At 50.3% G+C, this 22,766-nt stretch carries 16 protein-coding genes and 3 CRISPR repeat arrays; of the genes, 7 read left to right on the forward strand and 9 right to left on the reverse strand.

The genetic code is table 11. The features are described from left to right. The first annotated feature begins 306 nt into the window (after positions 1-306). Positions 307-1,157: direct repeats of the CRISPR family, unit length 33 nt; unit sequence ATTTCAATCCACGCAACCCATACGGGTTGCGAC. A gap of 524 nt (positions 1,158-1,681) precedes the next feature. Together E6C55_RS01585 and E6C55_RS01590 are read right to left on the reverse strand one after the other, a co-directional pair. Next, positions 1,682-1,987 carry a nucleotidyltransferase domain-containing protein gene (locus E6C55_RS01585; protein ID WP_136368002.1) on the reverse strand — a complete coding sequence of 102 codons (306 nt, stop codon included), beginning with the start codon at positions 1,985-1,987 and terminating at the stop codon, positions 1,682-1,684. Then, positions 1,966-2,352, reverse strand: coding sequence for a HEPN domain-containing protein (locus tag E6C55_RS01590; protein WP_136368003.1), 387 nt, complete (start codon positions 2,350-2,352; stop codon positions 1,966-1,968). The genes E6C55_RS01585 and E6C55_RS01590 overlap by 22 nt, the downstream gene beginning before the upstream one ends. A 272-nt stretch (positions 2,353-2,624) precedes the next feature. After that, positions 2,625-6,030: a CRISPR direct-repeat array (repeat unit 33 nt; unit sequence ATTTCAATCCACGCAACCCATACGGGTTGCGAC). A 391-nt stretch (positions 6,031-6,421) separates the two neighbouring features. Here E6C55_RS01590 and cas6 point away from each other — a divergent pair. Genes cas6 through E6C55_RS01625 form a run of 7 tightly spaced genes read left to right on the forward strand, consistent with a single transcriptional unit; the run spans position 6,422 to position 15,854 of the window. Beyond that, complete coding sequence (gene cas6, locus E6C55_RS01595; protein ID WP_136368004.1) at positions 6,422-7,330, forward strand: CRISPR system precrRNA processing endoribonuclease RAMP protein Cas6; 909 nt, start codon at positions 6,422-6,424, stop codon at positions 7,328-7,330. A gap of 15 nt (positions 7,331-7,345) precedes the next feature. Next, positions 7,346-8,281: a DUF6602 domain-containing protein gene (locus E6C55_RS01600; RefSeq protein WP_136368005.1), complete on the forward strand. Its 936-nt coding sequence runs from the start codon at positions 7,346-7,348 to the stop codon at positions 8,279-8,281. Then, on the forward strand, positions 8,278-9,825 hold the full coding sequence (locus E6C55_RS01605) for a Cas10/Cmr2 second palm domain-containing protein (RefSeq protein ID WP_136368006.1): 1,548 nt from the start codon (positions 8,278-8,280) through the stop codon (positions 9,823-9,825). The genes E6C55_RS01600 and E6C55_RS01605 overlap by 4 nt, the downstream gene beginning before the upstream one ends. Then, positions 9,822-12,005, forward strand: a complete 2,184-nt coding sequence (locus tag E6C55_RS01610) for a hypothetical protein (protein ID WP_136368007.1) — start codon at positions 9,822-9,824, stop codon at positions 12,003-12,005. The genes E6C55_RS01605 and E6C55_RS01610 overlap by 4 nt, the downstream gene beginning before the upstream one ends. After that, the gene (locus tag E6C55_RS01615) at positions 12,002-13,417 is read left to right on the forward strand and encodes an RAMP superfamily CRISPR-associated protein (RefSeq protein ID WP_168735397.1); all 1,416 of its coding nucleotides are present in this window, start codon (positions 12,002-12,004) and stop codon (positions 13,415-13,417) included. The genes E6C55_RS01610 and E6C55_RS01615 overlap by 4 nt, the downstream gene beginning before the upstream one ends. After that, positions 13,414-14,028, forward strand: coding sequence for a type III-D CRISPR-associated protein Csx19 (gene csx19 / locus E6C55_RS01620; protein WP_136368009.1), 615 nt, complete (start codon positions 13,414-13,416; stop codon positions 14,026-14,028). Before E6C55_RS01615 ends, csx19 begins: the two co-directional genes overlap by 4 nt. Next, entirely contained in the window at positions 14,025-15,854 is a 1,830-nt protein-coding gene (locus E6C55_RS01625) for an RAMP superfamily CRISPR-associated protein (protein ID WP_136368010.1), read from the forward strand. The genes csx19 and E6C55_RS01625 overlap by 4 nt, the downstream gene beginning before the upstream one ends. 721 nt (positions 15,855-16,575) lie before the next feature. On the opposite strand, the gene E6C55_RS01630 is transcribed toward E6C55_RS01625, so the two are convergent. From E6C55_RS01630 to E6C55_RS01660, 7 genes are all read right to left on the reverse strand, one after another. After that, positions 16,576-17,088 (reverse strand): P-loop NTPase family protein, encoded by a 513-nt coding sequence (locus E6C55_RS01630; RefSeq protein ID WP_136368011.1) that lies wholly within the window; start codon positions 17,086-17,088, stop codon positions 16,576-16,578. A 50-nt stretch (positions 17,089-17,138) separates the two neighbouring features. After that, positions 17,139-17,726 carry a DJ-1/PfpI family protein gene (locus E6C55_RS01635; RefSeq protein WP_136368012.1) on the reverse strand — a complete coding sequence of 196 codons (588 nt, stop codon included), beginning with the start codon at positions 17,724-17,726 and terminating at the stop codon, positions 17,139-17,141. A gap of 134 nt (positions 17,727-17,860) precedes the next feature. After that, positions 17,861-18,299: direct repeats of the CRISPR family, unit length 34 nt; unit sequence AATTTCAATCCACGCAACCCATGCGGGTTGCGAC. A 322-nt stretch (positions 18,300-18,621) separates the two neighbouring features. After that, positions 18,622-19,149, reverse strand: coding sequence for a YfiT family bacillithiol transferase (locus E6C55_RS01640; protein WP_136368013.1), 528 nt, complete (start codon positions 19,147-19,149; stop codon positions 18,622-18,624). Positions 19,150-19,241: 92 nt separating this feature from the next. After that, on the reverse strand, positions 19,242-19,496 hold the full coding sequence (locus tag E6C55_RS01645) for a hypothetical protein (RefSeq protein WP_136368014.1): 255 nt from the start codon (positions 19,494-19,496) through the stop codon (positions 19,242-19,244). 49 nt (positions 19,497-19,545) lie between these two features. Beyond that, positions 19,546-20,007: a GNAT family N-acetyltransferase gene (locus tag E6C55_RS01650; RefSeq protein ID WP_136368015.1), complete on the reverse strand. Its 462-nt coding sequence runs from the start codon at positions 20,005-20,007 to the stop codon at positions 19,546-19,548. A gap of 1,164 nt (positions 20,008-21,171) precedes the next feature. Then, complete coding sequence (locus E6C55_RS01655) at positions 21,172-21,426, reverse strand: hypothetical protein (RefSeq protein WP_136368016.1); 255 nt, start codon at positions 21,424-21,426, stop codon at positions 21,172-21,174. A 241-nt stretch (positions 21,427-21,667) separates the two neighbouring features. Further along, positions 21,668-22,195 carry a GIY-YIG nuclease family protein gene (locus tag E6C55_RS01660; RefSeq protein WP_136368017.1) on the reverse strand — a complete coding sequence of 176 codons (528 nt, stop codon included), beginning with the start codon at positions 22,193-22,195 and terminating at the stop codon, positions 21,668-21,670. Positions 22,196-22,766: the final 571 nt, after the last annotated feature.

Genomic DNA, 22,766 nt, shown 5'->3' on the forward strand with positions numbered 1-22,766 from the left:
CAAGCCACCCGTTGAACGGGTGGTCCGTGACTATATAAGCTGAACGAATGAATCTATCCCAGTAAGTTAAAACCGCATATCGCTGCGGACCGGAAGTACTTGATCGACTGCCCGGCTATGTGAAATTTCACATTCGTTGGTCTCGTCTGGCCCAGAACGAATGAATAAACATGAAATTCCGGCTACATTTCGTGACCTGGGTCCACATTGCGTGGGGCATCGAAACAGATGAGTCCGTTAAGTTTCCTAGTTCAACTTGTATAGCTCGCCTACGATGTACAAGGACGTGCCGGCAGTAGTTAATGGATTTCAATCCACGCAACCCATACGGGTTGCGACGGCGGCAACACGCCGGAAACTCCGGCCAACAAGTGATTTCAATCCACGCAACCCATACGGGTTGCGACCCGCGATCACGCCGTAAACGACCACGCAGCCAATCGCATTTCAATCCACGCAACCCATACGGGTTGCGACGTCGTGCCATCCGATGCAACATCCAGTTGCGGTTTCGGATTTCAATCCACGCAACCCATACGGGTTGCGACGTATGTCACATCCTCAACATCCACTTTGAAAATATTTCAATCCACGCAACCCATACGGGTTGCGACTTTTGACCGTGCCGGCGCTGATGATCTCGTCCACATTTCAATCCACGCAACCCATACGGGTTGCGACGCCGTAGCCGAAGTAGCATCAACAACCAAATCCGAATTTCAATCCACGCAACCCATACGGGTTGCGACGAGGAGATCAAAAACGAGGAGACATTCGACCTAGAATTTCAATCCACGCAACCCATACGGGTTGCGACCCGATCGGCTGAAGCCGAACGACAAAGGGCTAGAGATTTCAATCCACGCAACCCATACGGGTTGCGACGACCCAACGGATTCCGGGGCGAGAACTCGTTCGCACATTTCAATCCACGCAACCCATACGGGTTGCGACCGGGAAGTTCAGCTCATGCGGACGATCTACCGCCGATTTCAATCCACGCAACCCATACGGGTTGCGACATCGACTGGATAGACAGCACGATCGCGGAACTTGAATTTCAATCCACGCAACCCATACGGGTTGCGACTGAATTACTACGTGGGCAACCAGTGGATCGGCTGATTTCAATCCACGCAACCCATACGGGTTGCGACAGCGCCGCAGATGAGCCCTTGCGAGAGTAAGGCTCAGGGCAGCAAAAGTGCGAATGGAGAAATAAGGACCACAAAGAGAAGCTAAAAATCCCCTCAAAAACCTGCCAGCCCAGTTGTGGTGCGTGGTGCGAATCCCCCCGGAAAACCATGTGAGCTTGCCATTCGCACCAAGGCATTAAACCGAAAGTACGCTATTATGGCAGCCTGCGTTTATGCAGATCAAGAATCATTTTACCATCGATATACAGGGGGATGCACCTTCATTTACCAAATACGGGTATGGCTATAAAGAAAATCGTGCTATCACTTGCCATAGAGAATTCCGCGTATTTACAAAGTTGAAACCATTCAAATTCCAACGTCGATTATAAGAGAAGCAGTGACTTCTATGCTAATAAGTAGCTGTTGTTATTACAAGTTAGCATGAAGACGTGTATCGTCGGGAAGGAGGGGCGCAAAATGAAAATGGGCACGTAAGAAGTAACTGTTCAGTAGGATATTCTTAAAAATCAATTTCATTGTGATTACCCTATCAATACATAGCCGTCATTAATAATTTGGTTGATGAACCCACTTTTATCCTTCTGTTCTTCTAATAAAATAGGTTCGATTCTTAAATCCAGGTTTCTTCTTAGACGAAAGAGCTTCGCTTCTGTGTCTAGAAAATCTTCATCAATTCGGTCCACAATTACGGCGATATCGATATCACTGTCATTATTTTGATTTCCTTTGACCTGTGAGCCATATAGAATGACCTTCGTTACTGGTAATTCATTTGCAACCAATTCGGCGTAGTTTTTTGCGATTTCTATAACTGAGTTACTATCCATATTCTCATCTCCTCGGTTTGGCTGAGAATTTTTTTGCACCTTTCCAATGTTAACGATTTCATAATTCGTTCCTTATCAGTTGGATATCTAGCCTCGACATTCAGTGGTTCTAAAAGGTCTAACAGATCTTTCTGTTCTTCGCTCATTTTATCGTAAAGGCCAGAGGTTCTTGCAAGGATGGACAGATTGTGTGAACGTGGGGCCGCTTCTTGAGTAAGTTTTGTAATTGCTGCCTTTATAGTCTTCTCGATCACTTGGTGGCAAATAAAACCAACATATAAGTATCTGCCGGTACTTAGCATCGCTTTTGCAGTCTCGATATCATATTCAGCCAACTCTAACCAGTAATTCACTTTGTCATCCATAACACACCTCAATTTGAAAAGATAAAGGGAGTATTAACGTGCTGCATTATAAAGGGGAGGGGGCTCACCGTATCTTTTGTAAGAAAAATTCACATAGAAAATGCGGATTGTGACACGATTACTCGGTGCTTACAATTTGGAATATTGCAGATTTCAATCCACACACCCCATACGGAATGAGATATATGAATAAGGTTACCTTAATCAAACTAGGATTTCAATCCACACATCCTGTTTGGGTTGCCACGAGTTATGGGGAAAAGTGGAATCGGTATACAATCCACGCAACCCATACGGGTTGCGACTCCAGATTCTCCACGGTGAGGCTTCGGTTATAGATTTCAATCCACGCAACCCATACGGGTTGCGACACGGATACGCGGCCCCATAACCGATCCACTCCTGATTTCAATCCACGCAACCCATACGGGTTGCGACGACAACGGCGTTCGCATCTGGTCCGAGTGGGCCGATATTTCAATCCACGCAACCCATACGGGTTGCGACTCCGGAGGCAACCGCAGGCGCAGAGCCAGTGACATTTCAATCCACGCAACCCATACGGGTTGCGACCGGTTATGTTATTGACGCCGGGCAGTAGGTGAATATTTCAATCCACGCAACCCATACGGGTTGCGACTTCGGCTTCTTCTTGGCTGCTGTTCTGGCATCTGGATTTCAATCCACGCAACCCATACGGGTTGCGACGTCATCCGGTATCGTCAGGCGATTGTCCCGGTAATTTCAATCCACGCAACCCATACGGGTTGCGACTTACTTGGACTTGTTTGGCCAAGTACGATTTTTGATTTCAATCCACGCAACCCATACGGGTTGCGACATGACCATGTTTTGATGAGGAGGCAACCAATCATATTTCAATCCACGCAACCCATACGGGTTGCGACATGTCAAGCGCGTGACACGTCGCTATGGGAAGGTATTTCAATCCACGCAACCCATACGGGTTGCGACGACAGCGGCACAGCGTGCGGTATTTGCCGGAGAGGATTTCAATCCACGCAACCCATACGGGTTGCGACAGGTGATGGTATTCGTTGCCCGGAACCGGATCTCATTTCAATCCACGCAACCCATACGGGTTGCGACGCGGATATGCCGGCGTGGTGACGGGGCTCACCTCATTTCAATCCACGCAACCCATACGGGTTGCGACGTCGGATGAGGAGCGGATGCGCCGGATGATGGAAATTTCAATCCACGCAACCCATACGGGTTGCGACGAGCGACTGGAGCCGCTTGCCGAATCCGGAATAGATTTCAATCCACGCAACCCATACGGGTTGCGACTGGGCAGATCGTTTGTGTTATTACGAATGGCGAGGAAGATTTCAATCCACGCAACCCATACGGGTTGCGACGACGTACCTCATGACGAAGCTCGCGCTTAAGATGATATTTCAATCCACGCAACCCATACGGGTTGCGACCGAAATCAGAGACATCCTTGCCGAATGGTTTGCATTTCAATCCACGCAACCCATACGGGTTGCGACCGATTAATCTCCTCTCGCAACTGATCGGCCAGAAGATTTCAATCCACGCAACCCATACGGGTTGCGACAAATTTGGGTATGGGAGGCGATTAGCCATCCGTGATTTCAATCCACGCAACCCATACGGGTTGCGACGAGGAGTGATGCGCCTTCTTCTTTTTCTGGTTTATTTCAATCCACGCAACCCATACGGGTTGCGACGCCCAGTTCGCTTTACCGATGCCGACGTCCACGATATTTCAATCCACGCAACCCATACGGGTTGCGACTAATTTGCGATCGGCCATGCTCCGTTGTGAAAAAATTTCAATCCACGCAACCCATACGGGTTGCGACCCGATGCGTCACGGGCGGCCAACGTCGAAGCCGTCATTTCAATCCACGCAACCCATACGGGTTGCGACGTTACCAGCATAGTGGGATTTCTTCGCCAGCGCCATTTCAATCCACGCAACCCATACGGGTTGCGACGACGGCGACGCGGCACTCCAGGCCGTAGTAGCTATTTCAATCCACGCAACCCATACGGGTTGCGACGTTGGAGCGGATGCCCATCAAAATCCAGGGCAAGATTTCAATCCACGCAACCCATACGGGTTGCGACCGAAGCGCTTGAGCGCCCAGGGTTGACCGAGGTCCAATTTCAATCCACGCAACCCATACGGGTTGCGACAGTTGGGCGAGCCTCTTTACCTATCGCCAGAAATGATTTCAATCCACGCAACCCATACGGGTTGCGACCAGGAGACGGCCGCGCCGGTCGAATTCTGGTTCGAATTTCAATCCACGCAACCCATACGGGTTGCGACCACACCTTGGCCTTAGCCCTCTCAATATACTGTTATTTCAATCCACGCAACCCATACGGGTTGCGACGAATCTCATCTGGCATAAGCTCGTCCGAGGAACGATTTCAATCCACGCAACCCATACGGGTTGCGACCTTGGTCCGTGGCGAGAATGACTGGTCCATGGAATTTCAATCCACGCAACCCATACGGGTTGCGACGAGCTGAAGTACGGGCACCTGAAGACGGCAAGGCTATTTCAATCCACGCAACCCATACGGGTTGCGACTCGTGTCCGTCACGAGTTTCGGGTAGTACACCACATTTCAATCCACGCAACCCATACGGGTTGCGACGCTCATAAAAATGGAAATACTTATCTCCAAATATAATTTCAATCCACGCAACCCATACGGGTTGCGACGGTCGTAAAACTCCATCGTTCCCATGTTCGATTCGGCATTTCAATCCACGCAACCCATACGGGTTGCGACATCGGCCCAGCCGTCCCGAATGCTGCGGAGACGCGATTTCAATCCACGCAACCCATACGGGTTGCGACACCTCTCATCATCCCACGGTAGAGCGTCCAACTCATTTCAATCCACGCAACCCATACGGGTTGCGACCTGCGCCATCATCACCACTCCCTGACGATTCGCATTTCAATCCACGCAACCCATACGGGTTGCGACACGGTCACGAAGGAGACGGCGAAATGTACGCGAAATTTCAATCCACGCAACCCATACGGGTTGCGACACGCAGGTTCCGGAAAAGGTGGCGGAGGATCGTTTATTTCAATCCACGCAACCCATACGGGTTGCGACCAGGCCGGGGGCCTGGAATGTGGTCGGGGTGCGAATTTCAATCCACGCAACCCATACGGGTTGCGACAAGTGGTTACGTGAGTACGAATTTTATATCAAGGAATTTCAATCCACGCAACCCATACGGGTTGCGACCCGCGCGCGTCGTCCAATTCCTTCGCGAGACGTATTTCAATCCACGCAACCCATACGGGTTGCGACTCCCTTTCCGTGAAAATAAAAACGCCCTCGAGACATTTCAATCCACGCAACCCATACGGGTTGCGACGAGCTGGCACACTGGGATCACGACAATGATTATCTATTTCAATCCACGCAACCCATACGGGTTGCGACGCCGGGACATTGGCAAGTGTCGCGGTTGATCCGTCAAAATTTCAATCCACGCAACCCATACGGGTTGCGACCGCCGACCGGTCGTAAAATGGTGCGACTACGTAACCATTTCAATCCACGCAACCCATACGGGTTGCGACCGCATTAGAGCGCATGACAGAACGCGCAATAACAATTTCAATCCACGCAACCCATACGGGTTGCGACAGCGCCTGTAGCGAGCCCTTGCGGGAGTAGGGCTCCGGGCAGCAAAAGTGCGAATGTCGAAATCAAGACCTCCAAAAGAAGCTGAAAATCCCATCAAAAACCCGCCAGCCCAAGCGTGGCGCGTGGTGCGAATCCCCCCGGAAAATCATGTGAGCTTGCCATTCGCACCAGAGATCAGCCGCGCTTCTATTCTACCATTTGCATACAGGGGATTACATCCTCTTTTTCCAAATGAGAAATTTAACCTCCTGTTGTCACCAAGTTAGAGAAGATAACGCTTTAATAGCAGGAAGATCAGACGGAATGTAGAATAAAAGAATAAATTACCAACTTTTGTCGATCGATGGATTCAAGAATGTTACTAAAGATTTGATCTGAGGAGGTCGCTAGGTTGGATCATATTCAACTGTTGACCCTGCATGCCATCTACGAGGCGGACAGCGAAGGTCGGCTTCCGGCCTATCTGGGTTCCACGATTCGGGGGGTGATCGGCCATCGGCTCAGGGAATATGCCTGTCAGCATCCGAATCTCCCTTGTCACAGGTGTACTTTGTCGAAGGAGTGTTCCTATGCGCTTCACTTCTGTTCGCCGGGCAATGAGGGCGGGGCTGTCAATCCCTATGTGCTTCGTCCGCTTGTTCGTGATAAGGAGATCTGGCATGCAGGGGAGCGAATGACGTTCGAGATCACTTTGATCGGAAGGACGTCGGAGCAGGCAGCTTTCTTCATTGATGCCTTACAGGATGACAGGAGGCAAGGCTGGGGGGCTGGCCGGATGCCGTTCCGGCTTCAGCAGATTGTTGATCCCATTCGAGGAACGTTGATCTGGAGTGACGGCAGGACCTGGCTTCGCAACTGCCAGCCGATGCCGATTCCGCTGGAGCAGAGGCGAGCGAGGTCGGTATTGTTGCGATTCGACCATCCGTTGAGGCTTCTGGTGAATCGACGGTTGAGAAATTCCCTGTCCTTCGTCGACCTGATCCAGTCGTTGACCCGGCGATTGTCTCTGCTCTCGCAGGCGTATACGGACAAGCATGTGCAATGGAATGAGGAAGACCTGTTGAAGGCCGCCTCCAAGATCCATACAGCAGCGGAGCGGTGGCGTCCCGTTGACTTCAAGAGATACTCGATTAACCGGGCAGAAGGTGACAAGCTGAGCCTTCCCGCAATTGAGGGCTGGGTTCGATACGAGGGAGACCTGACCCCCTTTACGCCGCTTCTTGCAGCCGGAGAACGAATTCACATTGGCAAAAATGCGACGATAGGCTTTGGGCGTTACCAAGCAATTTATGATCAGTAGGCGGAGGGGATACGAATGAAGATGCAGAAGGACATTGATCGGGCATCCGGACATTATAAGGTTCTGGAAGCGATTGTTCAGAATTACGAAGATTTGGCCGCCTCGCACGCGAGCCAACTGAACTTGAATTCGCCGAACAGCCCGTACACGACGGGATCGCATCGGGAGGCGATCTGGAAGGGATTGTTCGAGCAGATCGTGCCCCGCAAGTTCTGCGTGGATCAGAATGTGTTCATTATCGATTCCAACGGAACCATCTCAAACGAGGTTGATATCGCCATTTTCGATGAACAGTATACTCCTTATATTTTCCGATACGGGAAGATCAAATACATTCCGATCGAGGCGGTCGCCGTAGCCATTCAATGCAAGAGCACAAGTGTCAAGGGGGTTCCCGAATGGGCCGCATCCATAAGAGAATTGCACACTTCACTCGATTCCGTTGCCAGAGTCATTAGCGGATTAAAAGACAATAGCCTCCCAGCCAAGGAGAAACCGCAGACCTCAACCCGTCCGATCCTGATTCTATGCGCGATGATGAAGTCACTCCCGAAAGAATCGGTTATAGAGGCCTTCGACATCATTCTGAATGTGAACAAGAGCGAGAAATTGGAGTTGTATATTCCGAAATTAACACAGAACTATGCATATTGGAGCCACTTGCTTAACCATCGGGTGGGGGAAGTCAACGAATTTAGCGACGAGGGCGTTCCAGAGTTCAGACTGCTCAAGGACAACGCTAACAAAGAACGAACCCTTGCCGATCTTCGAGTCGATTCGAACGGGGAAGAGAACGTCATCCTGTCCCTCACCTACCAGTTGAACCAGTTGCTGATGCTGATCAACAATCCGTTGTTCTTCCCTCATCGCGCTTACGCCAACCTGTTCAAGCGAGTCAAACAAGGCATGAGCAACAAGACGGGCACATCCGGGGGAGGAACGAAGGCATGATCGTCACAATGTATAGTATCAGCGGAATTCAAGGGTACATTTTCCAATCCAATCGTATGAGAGAGAACATTGGGGCCTCCCGAATTGTCGGGCAGGTGCTGAAGAAGGGTCTGCCGGAGGCGCTGGAGTCGAGAAGACGCGAGGGAATCCGGATCATCTCGGACTGGGAGGGGACAACCCGCTTCAGCATTGGGGAACAAGCCGAGGTGGCGATTGAAGTTGTTTACAACGGTGGGGGCAGTGCTATTGTGGTCTATCGCGACATTGAGGATTATCATGCGGTGAACGAGCATCTGGCGCGAAGATTGCTGGAGACGAGCTATACGCTACATCTTGCCGTTGCTGCGATCCCGTCGGAGCTCGAGGACTTCTATCAGGACAAGGAGAAGCTGGAGCTGCGAATGGAGACGATCAAGAACCGGGCGATTCGTCCGCAACCGCCGGGCGCGTTCCCGGTGTCTGAGCAGGATGGAGATTCCGGTCTTCCCATTACTGGTTACGATAGTCACGTCAAGCGTCCCGTGTCCACACTGCAGCGGTTAAAGCTGGCAGCAGGACATGACGTGGCGAAGAATATGGTTTCTGAGATCGAGGCTGCCGAGGGGATGGGGAAGTGGGCGCTCGAGATGAAGGATTTGATCAAAGGCAATGGAGAGGACAGTTATGTCGCAGTTGTCCACCTGGATGGCAACGGCATGGGGCGACAGATCGGGGAACGGCTGCGACAGTGGAGAGGGAGAGGCTATTCGGAAGCCGTTGCGGAGATGAGGACAATATCCAAGCAGCTAACGTCGACCTACCGGCGATTGTTTGATCTGACTGTCGCCGAGATCGAGGCAGCGATGCCCGAGGAGAGCTTGAAGCTGTGGAAGAAACAGCTGCCGATTCGCCCGCTTATTCTGGATGGAGATGATATCACCTTCATTTGTTTGGGAGAATGGGGGATACCGTTGGCTGCACGGCTTCTGCGCAAGCTGGAGAGCCATTCGTTTGACGAATCGGGTGAGTTGTCGGTATCGTCTTGCGCTGGCGTTGCTCTGGTACACAGCCATTTTCCATTCCGGATCGCGTACGAAGTGGCGGAGGAATGCTGTCAGCAGGCCAAGCGAAAGAGGGTGCAGGAGGGAGGGACCGACGCATATCTCGATTTTAAAATCGTCCAAGGAAGCAATCCGCATCATGAGCGGCATGAGAAAAGGTACGCCAGGCCGTTCCGCATCTCGACGAGGAACGACGATGCGGGCCGAGTGGATGACTTGTCCTGGCTCGCGAAGTGTCTGGACAAGCTGGGAGACGGGGCCTGGCCGAGAGGAAGACTGGAACAGCTATATGCTGTCCTGCTTGGTGAACCGGGAGAGTTGGACATGTATTTAAAGGAGTGTGGCTCTCGCGGGTACACGTTGAATCAGATATGTCCGGATTGGGATGAGTCTGGCACGGTACCGCTAGCATTGATTGACGCGTTGGAGCTGTTGGGACGGTTCGAGAGCTGGGTGTGGGAGCATTCTCCGAATCAAATGGAAGCCGGGGAGGTGTTGGCATGAGGACCAGGTGGCTGGAGATTGAGCTGCGAAGTGAGCTGTGCACGGCAACCGGCGATACGTCGAGCGGTCTGATTGATATCGAGATTGCTCATGACCGTGGATTGCCGACCGTTCCGGCCAAGCGGCTGAAGGGCAGTTTGCTGGATGTCGGGCGAGAACTGGAGGATTGGGGAGTGCTGACACCCGATCGATTGAGGGCGCTCTTCGGTGTTCCAGGACAACCGACAAGTTCCCGCCTGCATGTGTTAGATGCTCACCTGTACAAGGTTCCAACTGCGAACGGCCCGATTGTCATTGACGAATATGATGCATTGCAGGCGCAGTTGAAGCAAGAGCAATGGACGGAACAAGATATTCTGTCCTCCTTCACCGATCTATACACACGCACGGCAGTGGATCAGATGACGGGCTCGGCGAAGGTCCATGCTTTAAGAACGATGCGAGCCGCTCGCGAGGGGCTTGTCTTGCGCAGCAGGATCGAGATAGATACGAGCGGCGCGGCAGATCCGGCGGAATTGGAAGAGACGCTGTGCCTATGTGCCAAAGGGCTGCGACGTCTCGGGCTGGCCAACACAAGGGGGAGTGGCGAAGTTCGCTGTACTCTGTCTGAACTGGAAGAGACTAATCAGACGGAAGATACAGCATATGCTCACTTTCCTTCGATAGAAGGACCAGAGGTGGATATCGTTCCCTTCCGCTTGGAATTGGAGCAGCCGATTATGATGGCGGGGCGCACCGGGCTGGGGGGGAGCAGCGACAACTGGATTCCTGGCGGTGCCTTGCTTGGAGCGTTCGCGGGCCTGTACATACGGGCGTACCGACTTGGCGACAGGGCTCACGAGGATGAGCGGTTCGCCCGGATTTTCCTCCGAGGAGGGGTTCAGTTCGGGTATGCTCTTCCGCTTGTGGGTGATGCGGTATTCGTTCCTTGCCCCTTGTCCTGGCAGCGGGAGAAGAACACCGATCACGGCTTCGATCTGAATGAACGTTCCTCGCCGGAAGGGGGCGTCCTTCGGGCCATCGGATCGTTCGTTTATCGGGAGCAAGGACGGCTCTTCTGCCACCAAGTGCTTAAGCAGGTGCGAATGCATCACGCGAGGGCAGCCAATCGGGCTCTGGGACGAGCGATTGGCGGGGAAGCGGCAGTTGAACAATCACGGGGGTTGGAGAACGCAGGAGCCACGGAATCGCCGGATGGAGGGCAGTTGTACCAGTATGAGTCGATTGCGCCGGGCCAGACCTTCTACGGTTTGCTGCGAGGCAGGGCGGAGGATGTGAGTCTGCTTCTGGAATTGGCACAGGAACGCGGCAGCCGCTTAAGGCTTGGAAGGGCGCGAACGGCCGAGTATGGCAACGTTCGGTTCGTACCGGGCGGGGATCGCCTCGCGCCGCTGTTGCCGTCGGGGAAGAAGGATGGGGCACGAGCAACCCTCTTCGCTCTTCATCTGATTACCCCGTTGTTCTTGCTGGATCAGGACGGGCGTCCGGACCCCAACCCTCGTTGGTTGCTGGAACAGATGGGGGAGAGGCTAGAATGCGAAGTTCTCTTGAAGCAAGCCCGGCTTCGCTATACGGTCCTGTCGGGCTTTAATGCCAAGTGGCGGCTGCCCAAGTCGCAGCGCGAGGCGCTGGATGCCGGTTCCACACTTCTTGTTCGGTTGAATCGGCCAGAGACGGCCGAGCGATTGGAACGGTCGCTGTGGGGCTGGAACACGGGAGAGGGAGAAGGGCAAATTCGATTTGTAGCGATCGACGAATTCGAAGGAGAGGGTGTTAACTGGGGAGATGGACCATCTTTCCGACTGGAGAGCATGAAGACGGAACCTTTGGGACCGGCAGCGGAGGTGAGCGAATCTGAGGTTGAGACGCATCTGCTTGTTCAATGGCTTCGGCGGGTTCGAACGGAAGGGGCGACTCGCCGCACAGGGGCGCAAGCGGGCGCCGATGAAGCCGGCAAGCAGGAGTTGAAGATCGGATCAACGAAGATCAGGCAGCTCATGGCTTGGTTTGAGGCTGGTGGCCGAAGCTATGCATCTCTGCTCAACCGGATAGAACAGATTATGGATGGGGAACTGAGGCAGCTATGCTTGCGGCAGGTCGAGCCCTGCGAGCAACAGACAGAGGAGTTCATCCGAGGGTACCTGCGCACTCTGGAATTGAAAGCGAGGAAGCAGCCGTGACCAATCCAATCATCAAGCGATTCTATCTATCGATTGAAGGTACTTTGGTTTCTCCATTGACTGCCGGTTCCGGTCTGGATGAGGAGACGGACAATGATCTTGTGCTTGACGCGGAGGGGCGGCCTTATCTGCCTGGTAGTTCTATAGCCGGGGCGTTCCGGCATTATCTGCTGGCGAGCTTCGATCATGAAGAGGAGATTAAGGCTTTGTTCGGCACGGATGGCGGATACAGAAGTCGATTGTACTGCAATCATGTACGGTTCACTGCTTCTGAAGCCGGAAGCGGCAACGCGGCGGCGATATCCCGCAGGGACGGCGTGAAGCTGGATCGCTTCAAGACGGCTGTAGATCAGGCTCGCTATACGGTACAGACCATTGACAGCGGCACCGCCTGTCGGATTCGGTTGGAATGGCTTGTGCGCGAGAACGACCGAGGACGCGAGGAGGTAGAGGAGGCGCTGATCTGTGCGCTTATTGACGCGCTTGCAGAGGGTACGTTGACGCTGGGAGCCAAGGCGAATCGCGGCTACGGGCGGTTGCGCGTCGAATCGGTGCGTCTGAAGAGCTTCCGGCATATCGGTACCGGGGGGCAGGAATCAAGCATGGCTTGGCTGGATTGGGATTGGGATCGCTTCGACAAGCAATTGATTTGGGAACGAGGGCACAGCGTATTGCGGAGCAACAGCGGAAGACAAGCACTTGAGAGGTTGACAATCTGGCATGAGCTAAGGGTTAAGCTGGGAGTTGCTCAGACGTTGATGATTAGAGAGTATATCGTCGATTCGGTCAAGGAGGATTACGGTCAGCTTCTGGGGGAGTTGGACGGTATGCGGCAGGCCGTCATTCCCGGAACAAGTTGGGCAGGAGCGATTCGGCGGCAGCTCACTTTTCTATTGGAGGAGATATTGGCATCAACAGAGCTTGCAGCCGAAGCGATGAGAGAACTGTTCGGCCCGCGGTCAGACGAAGAGCAATGGGGAAACACACTCCAATCATTGACGGCATCGCGATTAAGAGTGGAAGAATCCATCGTGACCGGAGGAGTATCGTTGCCGACAACCCGTACTGCAATCGATCGATTCACCGGCGGCGTCGTATCGGGGGCCTTGTTCACGACACGTCCATGGGCAGGAGGGACGACCGAATTGATCATTCGCTGGCGGGAGTCGGCACTTCCAACTTTAGCGGAGCCGTCCTGCGAAGCGATCTGTGGTCTGCTGATCTGGGCAATTCGGGACATGGAGAACGGCTTGCTGTCGATCGGCGGAGAGAGCGGCATAGGGCGCGGAATATTGAGCAGGCAGGGTCCGATCCTGCTTGATCGGGAGCCGCTTGATGGCCGGGAAGCGACTTGCGGCGCGGAGGCACTGCGATGGCTTCGAGAAAGCTTTGAAAGGAGAGCTGGCGAATGAATCTGATGTCATTGTCCGGAAGTATGGTTCATCGAGGGGAAGGTGATGATTCTGAAGTTTTGGCCGCAGCGGCTAGGTTGCTTAGCCGTATCCCCACCATATATGCCTACGTCATTCTTGACCATGCTGTAGCTTTCGGCCGTTGGGAACAGGGGACGATAATGATAGGACTGGATCGAGCCTTACACCAATTGGAGAATCTATTGCATGTTCAAGAGCTGAGACTGTTCCATGAGCTGGGTGAATTCAAGGCGACGAGAGTCGATGAGCGATTCCGTTGGCGTTATCGTCTCGATGAAGCTGCAGAGAAACCTATTGATGTGTTGGATGAGACACATAAGCTGTGGGGCATCTCCCGATCTGGAACCGATCCGAATGGATGGACCTGGCTGCAATCCGGGAGAGGCACGTCCATATATCTTCCTTATGGGCAAACAGGTTGTGTTGAATATGGAGTAGCGGTGCGCCACTATATCCAGTTCCATCGTCAGCATCCGGCCCTCGAGCCGGGCGAGGAGGCCAACAGTCTATATCGGTTCGTGGACGAGCGGATGGTTGCCTTGGTCGATTGGCAGGACTACCTGAAGAAGCAAGGAGGAGCGCAGGCATGACTTATAACTTCGTCAATCCCTACAATTTCGTGCCCTTCGAAGGAAAATGTCGTCGTTCGCCGTTACAGAAGGGAGGAACGGGGGACAAGACTCTGACTGGTTATATTCAATGTGAGCTGACTACGCTAACACCGATTTTTATTCCCAATACCTCGAATGATAAGGCGCTTCATAAGGAGGTGGAACAGGAAGGGGCGAGCTATGACTTCTACTCCTATGCCGACCTTGGCACAGACAACAAGGGGGCAGCTAACGACCGCTATCAGCAACCGGTCATCCCCGGTTCTGAGCTGCGAGGCGTCATTCGGAGCGTGCACGAGGCGGCCTTCAACGGCTGTATGTCGTCCGTTGACCTAAATCGCCTGTTGCATCGCCGAACCAACAAGATCAAGAAGCCGGGCTTGCTCCGCAGGAATTGTTCGGGTGAATGGGAGTTGCTGGAGTGCAGCCGTGAGGGATTGAAGAAATGGCGAACAAAAAAGCTGGTTGAAGGGCAAAAGATTTACCTTGATCGACACCAGAGAGGAGATAGAGATTTTCGAGAGTACAGACAAGGGAGATACGAGCAAGAAGCGTATTTTCACAAAGGAGAATTCTTCGGCAAGAAGACGAAAGAGTCGGCATTTGTGCCTGGTAAAATGATTGTTGGGGTTAGTGAGAGAGAAATCAAGCGATTCAAGCGGCTATTAAATGGCTATAAGAACGGAGAATTTAAGACCAAGACCGAGGGTCATAATCAATACGAGGCTTATATCAGGTATGTCGGGGATTTAGAGAACCTGCCATTAAACAGATGGATTCCGGTTTACTACGAGCCTTATAAGGATAATCAAGGCAATGATATGGCAGCATACTTCACGCCAGCGATGATGTCTCAGGAAGTATTCGATACCAGTATTAAGCAGTTGCTTCACGAGCATGGCGAATATGAGCCATGTCAGGATCGGGGGAACGTGTGCCCGGTCTGCGTCTTGTTCGGCATGACGGGGACGACCTCAATCGCTTCGCGTGTTCGCATATCGGACGCCAGAGTTGAAGAGCAAGCAGACGGCGATGCAAGTCGATTTTTTATGCAAGATACAGTATGGCCGGAGCTTGGTGAACCGAAGCCGAGCGCCGTTGAATTCTACACGTACCATCTCAACAATCAAGTGAGATCATTTAGTCCCAAGTACGAATACTGGACCTATGATTACAAGAGAGTAGGAACCAACCTTCAGTTCCTGTCGAGCAAGGACATTCAACTCAGGGGCCGCAAGTTTTATTGGCATAGCGAGCCGGGCGTTCATGCCGAAGTCGAACTGTCGAGCATGAGGCAGCGTGTTCGTCCGGTCAAGGACAACGTTGTGTTTAAGTTCCGACTTTACTTCGACCGAGTAACGGAAGATGAATTGGCGAGGCTCTGCTGGACCTTAACGTTCAATGATTCCGATTGCGCTCACAAGATCGGGCGCGGGAAGCCGATTGGCTTCGGAAGTGTGCGGATCAAGACTGCAGAGATCAAGGTGCGGACAATTGATCCGGTCACGGGGGAATGGCTGTTGACCGACTATGAGGCCGATCGGCTGCCGGTGAACAAGCTCAGTCTTACCAAGCCTATGCAAGATCTTCAACGGATCGCGAACTGGACTAGTAGTAAGCACAGTCGGGTAACTTATCCCTTCATTGACTCGAAGAACAACGCCTCGAGTTCAGGAATCAATGACTCCGCATCTCATCAGTGGTTTAAACAGAACAGAATAGAAAAAACACATCGCAGCGAATTCAAAGATGTACTGCATCGCATTCAGGAAGATGCTCCGGATTCGGTGAACAAAGAAAGGTGAAGGAGACGGGCAAGAAAGAAGCCGTGCCAGCCGTTGGCTGATACGGCTTTTTTTCTGCTTGTCATAAGGAAGGGGATATGATTTAAGGGTGCGCTATATGAGATTCTCAGTTATGCTCCCTTTAATAACACGCATCCTGTTCTGGTTATGACAGCGACAGAGGAATGGCAAAAGGAGGTGCTCACTTCAATGCACGCAACCCGTACGGGTTGCGACGAATGAGGCTGTGCAACCCACACTTGATCGGCTATTTCAATCCACGCAACCCGTACGGGTTGCGACTCCACCGCCGTAACACCTGCCCCGTCCGCGAATCATTTCAATCCACGCAACCCGTACGGGTTGCGACGCGATTCCTCTAGTAATTACTTCGGTTATGAGGTCATTTCAATCCACGCAACCCGTACGGGTTGCGACATCAAGGACAAGGTCGATATTAGCAGCGAGGATCTATTTCAATCCACGCAACCCGAACGGGTTGCGACAGCGACGCAGATGAGCCCTTGCGAGAGTAAGGCTCAGGGCAGCAAAAGTGCGAATGAAGAAAGAAAGCCCTCCAAGAGCAGCTAAAAATTCCCTCAAAAACCCGCCAGCCCAGTTGTGGCGCGAGGTGCGAATCTCCCCGGAAAACCATGTGAGCTTGCCATTCGCACCAAGACGAGGCTTTGGACCGAAAGTCCGATATTATCGGAGCCGCCGCTCATCCAGGTTCAGATTCATTTTAACATCGACATGCAGGGAATTCATCAGCTAATACATTCATGACGTCGCGCCTGCTTCGTACGATGTGAGGAGTTTGGCGGTACTGTTTAACGAGATCAATAACTTGTTGCACATCATACCGATGATTCCACTCTACTAACATTTTCCGCAGGTTGCTGAGAGATTGCTTGTAATTCCATGGACGGATGCCGGTTCGGGACAGAATAAACCGTTTAACGATTCGATAATCGCGCACATACACATGGGGATTCAGAACAAAAACAAAGTCGGCTATCGCGATGGAAGTCAGTGTCCACTCCTTATATTGGACCCCCTCGACGATCCATGATTCCGAGTCCAGAATGGCTTGGAATGTCGCATCTCTAACCTGCTCGGGGTACTTAAGGCCGTCTTCGCTTCTGTCCCAGATCACATTATCAATCTCGTAATAGGGGATACCGTAGTGCCCCGATAATTGCTTGGCCAGCGTCGACTTGCCGCTTCCGCATGATCCGATAATTCGAATTCTCAAGAGGGCACCTCTTATTCGCTAAGCAGACCTTACCCCAGTCTGATCGGCTTTCACTTGGAAATCTCCACAATCTCTTGTGCCGAATATGGATAGTCGATCTGTTGTTTAACGGTCTCTACGGCTTGGTGGTTGACCAGGAGGCCTACGATATACAAGGCAAGGTCGATCGATGTCGCCACTCCGCCAGCCGTTATGGTTTGTCCGTCCTTGACAATTCGCGCTCTGACTAGTTCCTTGCAATAGGGTTTCAGAAGCTCATAGGCGTTGGGGTTGGTTGTTGCATGCTTTTCTCTTAGCATACCGGCTGCTCCAAGAAGAAGCGCCCCCGTGCAGACGGACACTTTATACGGGACACGTTCGGCTGTTCTCAGCCATGACACGAATTCTTCGTCGAATCGCAGCCTTCTTGTTCCCTTTCCTCCCGGAACATAAACCATATCGTACTCGGAGAGATCCGGGTGGATTTTATTCACCTTGATCGCTAATCCAAGCTCATCCGATACTTCTTCCGATAAGCCGCAGATATCCCAAGTGGTTCCCTTCGTTTCCTCGAACAGATTAAGCCTGTAGATCACATCGTAGAATCCGATAAAATCCAAGAACGTAATGCCGTTAAAGACAACGAACGCGATTCTCATTTTGTGGGCCTCCTTGGTTCAAGCTGAGCTAGAACTCCAAGACGGATGTCTCGCGTTGCAGCAAGCACTATTTCAATCCACGCCCCGTATTGGGGGCGACTATGTTACCAATGTTGATGCCGGAAATGGACTGATATTTCAATCCGCGCAACCCATGCGGGTTGCGACCCGCGGCGCCGGCTCCTGGGTGAGCAACCAACTTGATATTTCAATCCACGCAACCCATGCGGGTTGCGACGCGATCGGGGCCGCATTCGAACGGCTTAGGATTTCAATCCACGCAACCCATGCGGGTTGCGACGGAGAATGGGTTACACATATATCAACGGAGATTGATAATTTCAATCCACGCAACCCATGCGGGTTGCGACGAATATAACGATGACCAGTACCAGGCCTTCTACGAATTTCAATCCACGCAACCCATGCGGGTTGCGACTCGGCCGAGGGGTCGTATGTAACGAAGTTCTTGGAATTTCAATCCACGCAACCCATGCGGGTTGCGACGGTCGCGGTTGCTAAGGCGGTTGTGCCGGCGAAATTTCAATCCACGCAACCCATGCGGGTTGCGACAGCGCCTGTAGCGAGCCCTTGCGGGAGTAAGGCTCAGGGCAGCAAAAGTGCGAATGGAGAAATAAAGACCTCCAAGAGAAGCTAAAAATCCCCTCAAAAACCCGCCAGCCCAGTTGTGGCGCGTGGTGCGAATCCCCCCGGAAAACCATGTGAGCTTGCCATTCGCACCAAGGCAATAAACCGAAAGTACGCTATTATCGCAGCCTGCGTTTATGCAGATCCAGAACCATTTTACCATCGTTATACAGGATAATGAATCCTCTTTTACTAAATTCGGGAATGGCTATAAAACAAATTATATATCAGAATTTGCCCACTTAAGCTAGAGGGACTTGCTGAGCAAAAAGTTCTCAATCTGCGCGGTGTGATGCTGGCCGTGCCATACGAATCGTTGCAGCGCAACATCTAATGTGATCTCTCCCAGCAACGAAGTCACCAGCGTTCTTTGAAATTGTGCGGCGGTTAACCTCTCCAATAGCAAATGGAAGCGCTTATGTAGGAGCTTTAGCAAAAGAAGGGAGTCTTCAACGGCGATCCTCATGTAATCGCTCTGCTCGGCGAATAGATCCTCTCTATAGCTGTTGGCCATCGGTTTGTCCTCGGTTAGTGCTCTTTTGAACCTCAGATACGAGTTCATATCGTTATCCGCCATGTGATGCACAATCTGTTTTACTGTCCAGCCGTTGTCCCGGTAGGGAATGTCGAGCAACTGGGGGGAGCAACGAGCCAACAGGCTTCCAAGCTTCGTCGTTATCTCCGGCATCTGAGCAATAACAAGCTTCCGATCACTGGCGGACAGATGAGCAACGGGCTTAAAAAGGCCGATTGGGTACCTGATAGGATCTAGCATTTTAACTAACCTCCTCTCATACTTCTCCTGAACTCTACAAAACGATTTTTCTCAAAAAGGTAATTCGCTATTTGAGAATTGAGTTGTTGTATTCATACCCGGATTCCTAACCATTTGCGCTCTATAATACTTAATTCAGTCTTGCTTGTATGAGCAACATATAATTCTCGGTTAGGTTCTGCCTTATGAATTAGTTTGTATTCATTTAAAGCGTCCTTGCCTTCTGCGTATTGATTAATTAATGCTATTCGATCAACGATTCTTCTACCATTATCAGAATGAGCTTCTATTGCTTCGAAAAGCACCCACTGATCTGGAAAATGGTTTCTTAATGTTTCCCAATTCATGGCGCTACCTCATTATGTTAGATGATGTTCCTGTCTTCTTGCTTTGCTCTCAAAATTCTTTCTTAAGCCTGATCATGTCCCGGCATTGAATTCCGTCTTCATATATTTCTTCTTCATAATTCCTTATAAAGAATTCATGATCTATACCTATTATTCTAAACCCGCTTTTCTGATATAGCTTTAATTGTTGCAGACTTGAATTGCCCGTCCCAATTTCAATTGCATTAGCATTTAGCTTTTGAGCTGTTTCGATTGCAATTTGCAATAACTGCTTTCCAATACCTTTGCCTTGGTATTCTTCCCTAACAGCGATATTAACGATCTCATAGGTCATGGGGTGTGTATGAATTAATACAAATTCTCCAATCAGTTCTTCCTTTACGAACGCCAAAAAGCAAATTCCGCGAGCAAAATAATCATCTATTAATTGCTTTGACGGATCTGCAAGTAGTAATAGATCGTAGGGAATAATATCATGATTAGGATCAAAAAGTCTAAATTGAATTTCCATTCTTCTTTGCTCCTTTGTGTTCTTGCAGGAAGTTCGACTAAGTATTTGTTAGGAAAATGGTCTGCATTTCAATCTACGCAGTCCTCGCAGACTGCGATAGCGATCCCGGCCTCGGCAAAACTGAAACGCTGAAATTTCAATCCACGCAACCCGTGCAGGTTGCGACGATTCGCGGATTCCAATGTTGCGACTTGCTTATTATTTCAATCCACGCAACCCGTGCAGGTTGCGACACCCGCGACCCTGAATTCCGAGCTACGACAACTGATTTCAATCCACGCAACCCGTGCAGGTTGCGACGACGCCTATAGCGAACCCTTGCGAGAGTAAGGCTAATGGCAGCAAAAGTGCGAATGGAGAAAGAAGGACCTACAAGAGAAGCTAAAATTTCCCTCAAAAACCTGCCAGCCCAGTTGTGGTGCGTGGTGCGAATCCCCCCAGAAAACCATGTGAGCTTGCCATTCGCACCAAGGCATTGGACCGAAAGTATGCTATTATCGCAGCCTCCGTACTATCAGACACATTTCCATTTTACCATCGACATACAGGGGAATACATTCTCTTCTGCCAAATACGAGTATAGCTATAATGAAATCCGGACTCTTTCTTGCCGTGGAGTAACGTCTTATCATAGGACGAACTTGATTGCTACTGAAGTGGCTTACAATCTTAAGGTTACGCTGTCCATATAATGCTTGCTTCTATGTTGCTGCGCATCATCGAAGTTGTCCATTTAAGATTGTCCCGTTAGGGAAAGTATTATGGGGAGTAACGATCTAGCAGACTTCCAAGCTTCGTACAAATCTACTTTGAAGATGCTTCGAACTGGCCGTAGGGTGAATTGTAGTGATAATGCTGTGTTATATTATGGTATTTGTTTCCGATTTTACTTGCAAATCAATATTAATTCATTCAAGTCAATTATCCCTTTTGCTTTTAATAAAAAATCCATTCCTATAATCCCATTGATATTTATCCCATAATGCATCTAAGACATCTTCTAGTTCGACAGTCAACCCAATCTCTTCAACACATCTAATTTTAAGATCGTACTTGAGGAACCTGTATCTATTAATACTTGAGGTAGTATTATGCTTTGATTATTGTAATACACCGTAATCTCAATAAAAGGTAAATCGCTATTCGAAAGCTGAATTGCTGTATTCATATCCGAACTTCTAACCATTTGCGTTCTATAATGTTTAATTCAGTTTTGCTTGTATGAGCAACATATAATTCTCGGTTAGGTTCTGTCTTATGAATTAGTTTGTATTCATTTAAAGCGTCCTTGCCTTCTGCATATTGATTAATTAATGCTATTCGATCAACCAATCTTCTACCGTTATCAGAATGAGCTTCTATTGCTTCGAAAAGCACCCACTGATCTGGAAAATGGTTTCTTAATGTTTCCCAATTCATGGATCCACCTCATTCTTGAGCTTATAAAAAAATTATAGCATATCTTTAGGAACTTTCCGCCCATGTGGACTTTCGTATAACATTCTTGTATTCACGACGCCCCACCACCTTAAGACGAAGGGGAGGCCACGATGCGGTTAGGTAGTACGGTGTGTCTGGCTGAACGAACTTCTATCGGACCGAGGGCTCAATGATTTAATGTGTTAATGTAGTGTTGTTTGCTTCCTTCATTGAGAAACAATCAAAACTTCCTTAGATTCATTAAATAACTTCTAAATTCAATATTTTCTACATTATGATTATCCTTAATGTTTAATGGAGGTTTAAAATAATCAATTACCTCCTTTTCTATTAGACTAGGTTCAGGATGAACAAAAAAATGGAGATTAATATTTTCTTTCATCCAGTCGGATAATTTCAATTCGTCAGCTTTTGAGAATTTATATTTAGACGTTCCAATATCATTATTGGATTGAATTCTTTCCAATCCAAATAGAGAGCCCAGGCTCTTGCGAAGTGTAGAGCCTCTTGCATTTCCATTAAAATGACTTCTATAATCTCTAGTCCTTAAGCTTCTATTGGAAATTCCAACATAAATTACAGGGCGACTATTAAGATATGAATAATTTAGCGATTGCATTGGGGAAGGTAATTGATTTATTGAATTCGTCGTGATGCAATATACACCTGTTGCGTGAGGTATTATTTTGGGATTGTCAAATAGAGGATTGAATAAATTGATTGATAAATCGTTCGAAAATTCACTCATTTTAATCACTCCCTATGGTTTTAAGCGATTTCTAATAACTATTATATCCACGAAAATAATCTGCATTTCAATCCACGCAGCCCGCGCGAGCTGCGACTACGGTCCAGCGGATCATCGACGACCTGGAGACATTTCAATCCACGCAGCCCGCGCGAGCTGCGACTCTGAGTGGTGGAATGACTACTTGCATGAGGCGGAATTTCAATCCACGCAGCCCGCGCGAACTGCGACCGCAGGAATGCAGGAGCAACATCCCGCAAGTAAACATTTCAATCCACGCAGCCCGCGCGAACTGCGACGCTCAAGGAGGAGATCGAGCTTGCCGAGCTGCAGATTTCAATCCACGCAGCCCGCGCAGGCTGCGACGAATTCAAGAACTGTTTGAAAGGAGGAACAACGTATTTCAATCCACGCAGCCCGCGCAGGCTGCGACTCGTTTTTCAGCCTGAATCCCCGCGATATTATAACGTGGATTTCGCAAAATCCGCGTAATATCGCGGTTTTTTGCTATTTATGGCTTGCCAATCTTAGCCATTACACGTTATAATTATAACGTGGAATGGGGAGATCT

The sequence above is a fragment of the Cohnella fermenti genome (assembly GCF_004801405.1).
In the GTDB taxonomy this organism is placed as follows: domain Bacteria; phylum Bacillota; class Bacilli; order Paenibacillales; family Paenibacillaceae; genus Cohnella; species Cohnella fermenti.

Bases quoted from the DNA above. Each gene is read 5' to 3' on its own strand.
- E6C55_RS01585 (WP_136368002.1), bottom strand. From the start codon at position 1,987: ATGGATAGTAACTCAGTTATAGAAATCGCAAAAAACTACGCCGAATTG.
- E6C55_RS01590 (WP_136368003.1), bottom strand. From the start codon at position 2,352: ATGGATGACAAAGTGAATTACTGGTTAGAGTTGGCTGAATATGATATC.
- E6C55_RS01600 (WP_136368005.1), top strand. From the start codon at position 7,346: ATGAAGATGCAGAAGGACATTGATCGGGCATCCGGACATTATAAGGTT.
- E6C55_RS01605 (WP_136368006.1), top strand. From the start codon at position 8,278: ATGATCGTCACAATGTATAGTATCAGCGGAATTCAAGGGTACATTTTC.
- E6C55_RS01610 (WP_136368007.1), top strand. From the start codon at position 9,822: ATGAGGACCAGGTGGCTGGAGATTGAGCTGCGAAGTGAGCTGTGCACG.
- csx19 (WP_136368009.1), top strand. From the start codon at position 13,414: ATGAATCTGATGTCATTGTCCGGAAGTATGGTTCATCGAGGGGAAGGT.
- E6C55_RS01625 (WP_136368010.1), top strand. From the start codon at position 14,025: ATGACTTATAACTTCGTCAATCCCTACAATTTCGTGCCCTTCGAAGGA.
- E6C55_RS01635 (WP_136368012.1), bottom strand. From the start codon at position 17,726: ATGAGAATCGCGTTCGTTGTCTTTAACGGCATTACGTTCTTGGATTTT.
- E6C55_RS01640 (WP_136368013.1), bottom strand. From the start codon at position 19,149: ATGCTAGATCCTATCAGGTACCCAATCGGCCTTTTTAAGCCCGTTGCT.
- E6C55_RS01645 (WP_136368014.1), bottom strand. From the start codon at position 19,496: ATGAATTGGGAAACATTAAGAAACCATTTTCCAGATCAGTGGGTGCTT.
- E6C55_RS01650 (WP_136368015.1), bottom strand. From the start codon at position 20,007: ATGGAAATTCAATTTAGACTTTTTGATCCTAATCATGATATTATTCCC.
- E6C55_RS01655 (WP_136368016.1), bottom strand. From the start codon at position 21,426: ATGAATTGGGAAACATTAAGAAACCATTTTCCAGATCAGTGGGTGCTT.
- E6C55_RS01660 (WP_136368017.1), bottom strand. From the start codon at position 22,195: ATGAGTGAATTTTCGAACGATTTATCAATCAATTTATTCAATCCTCTA.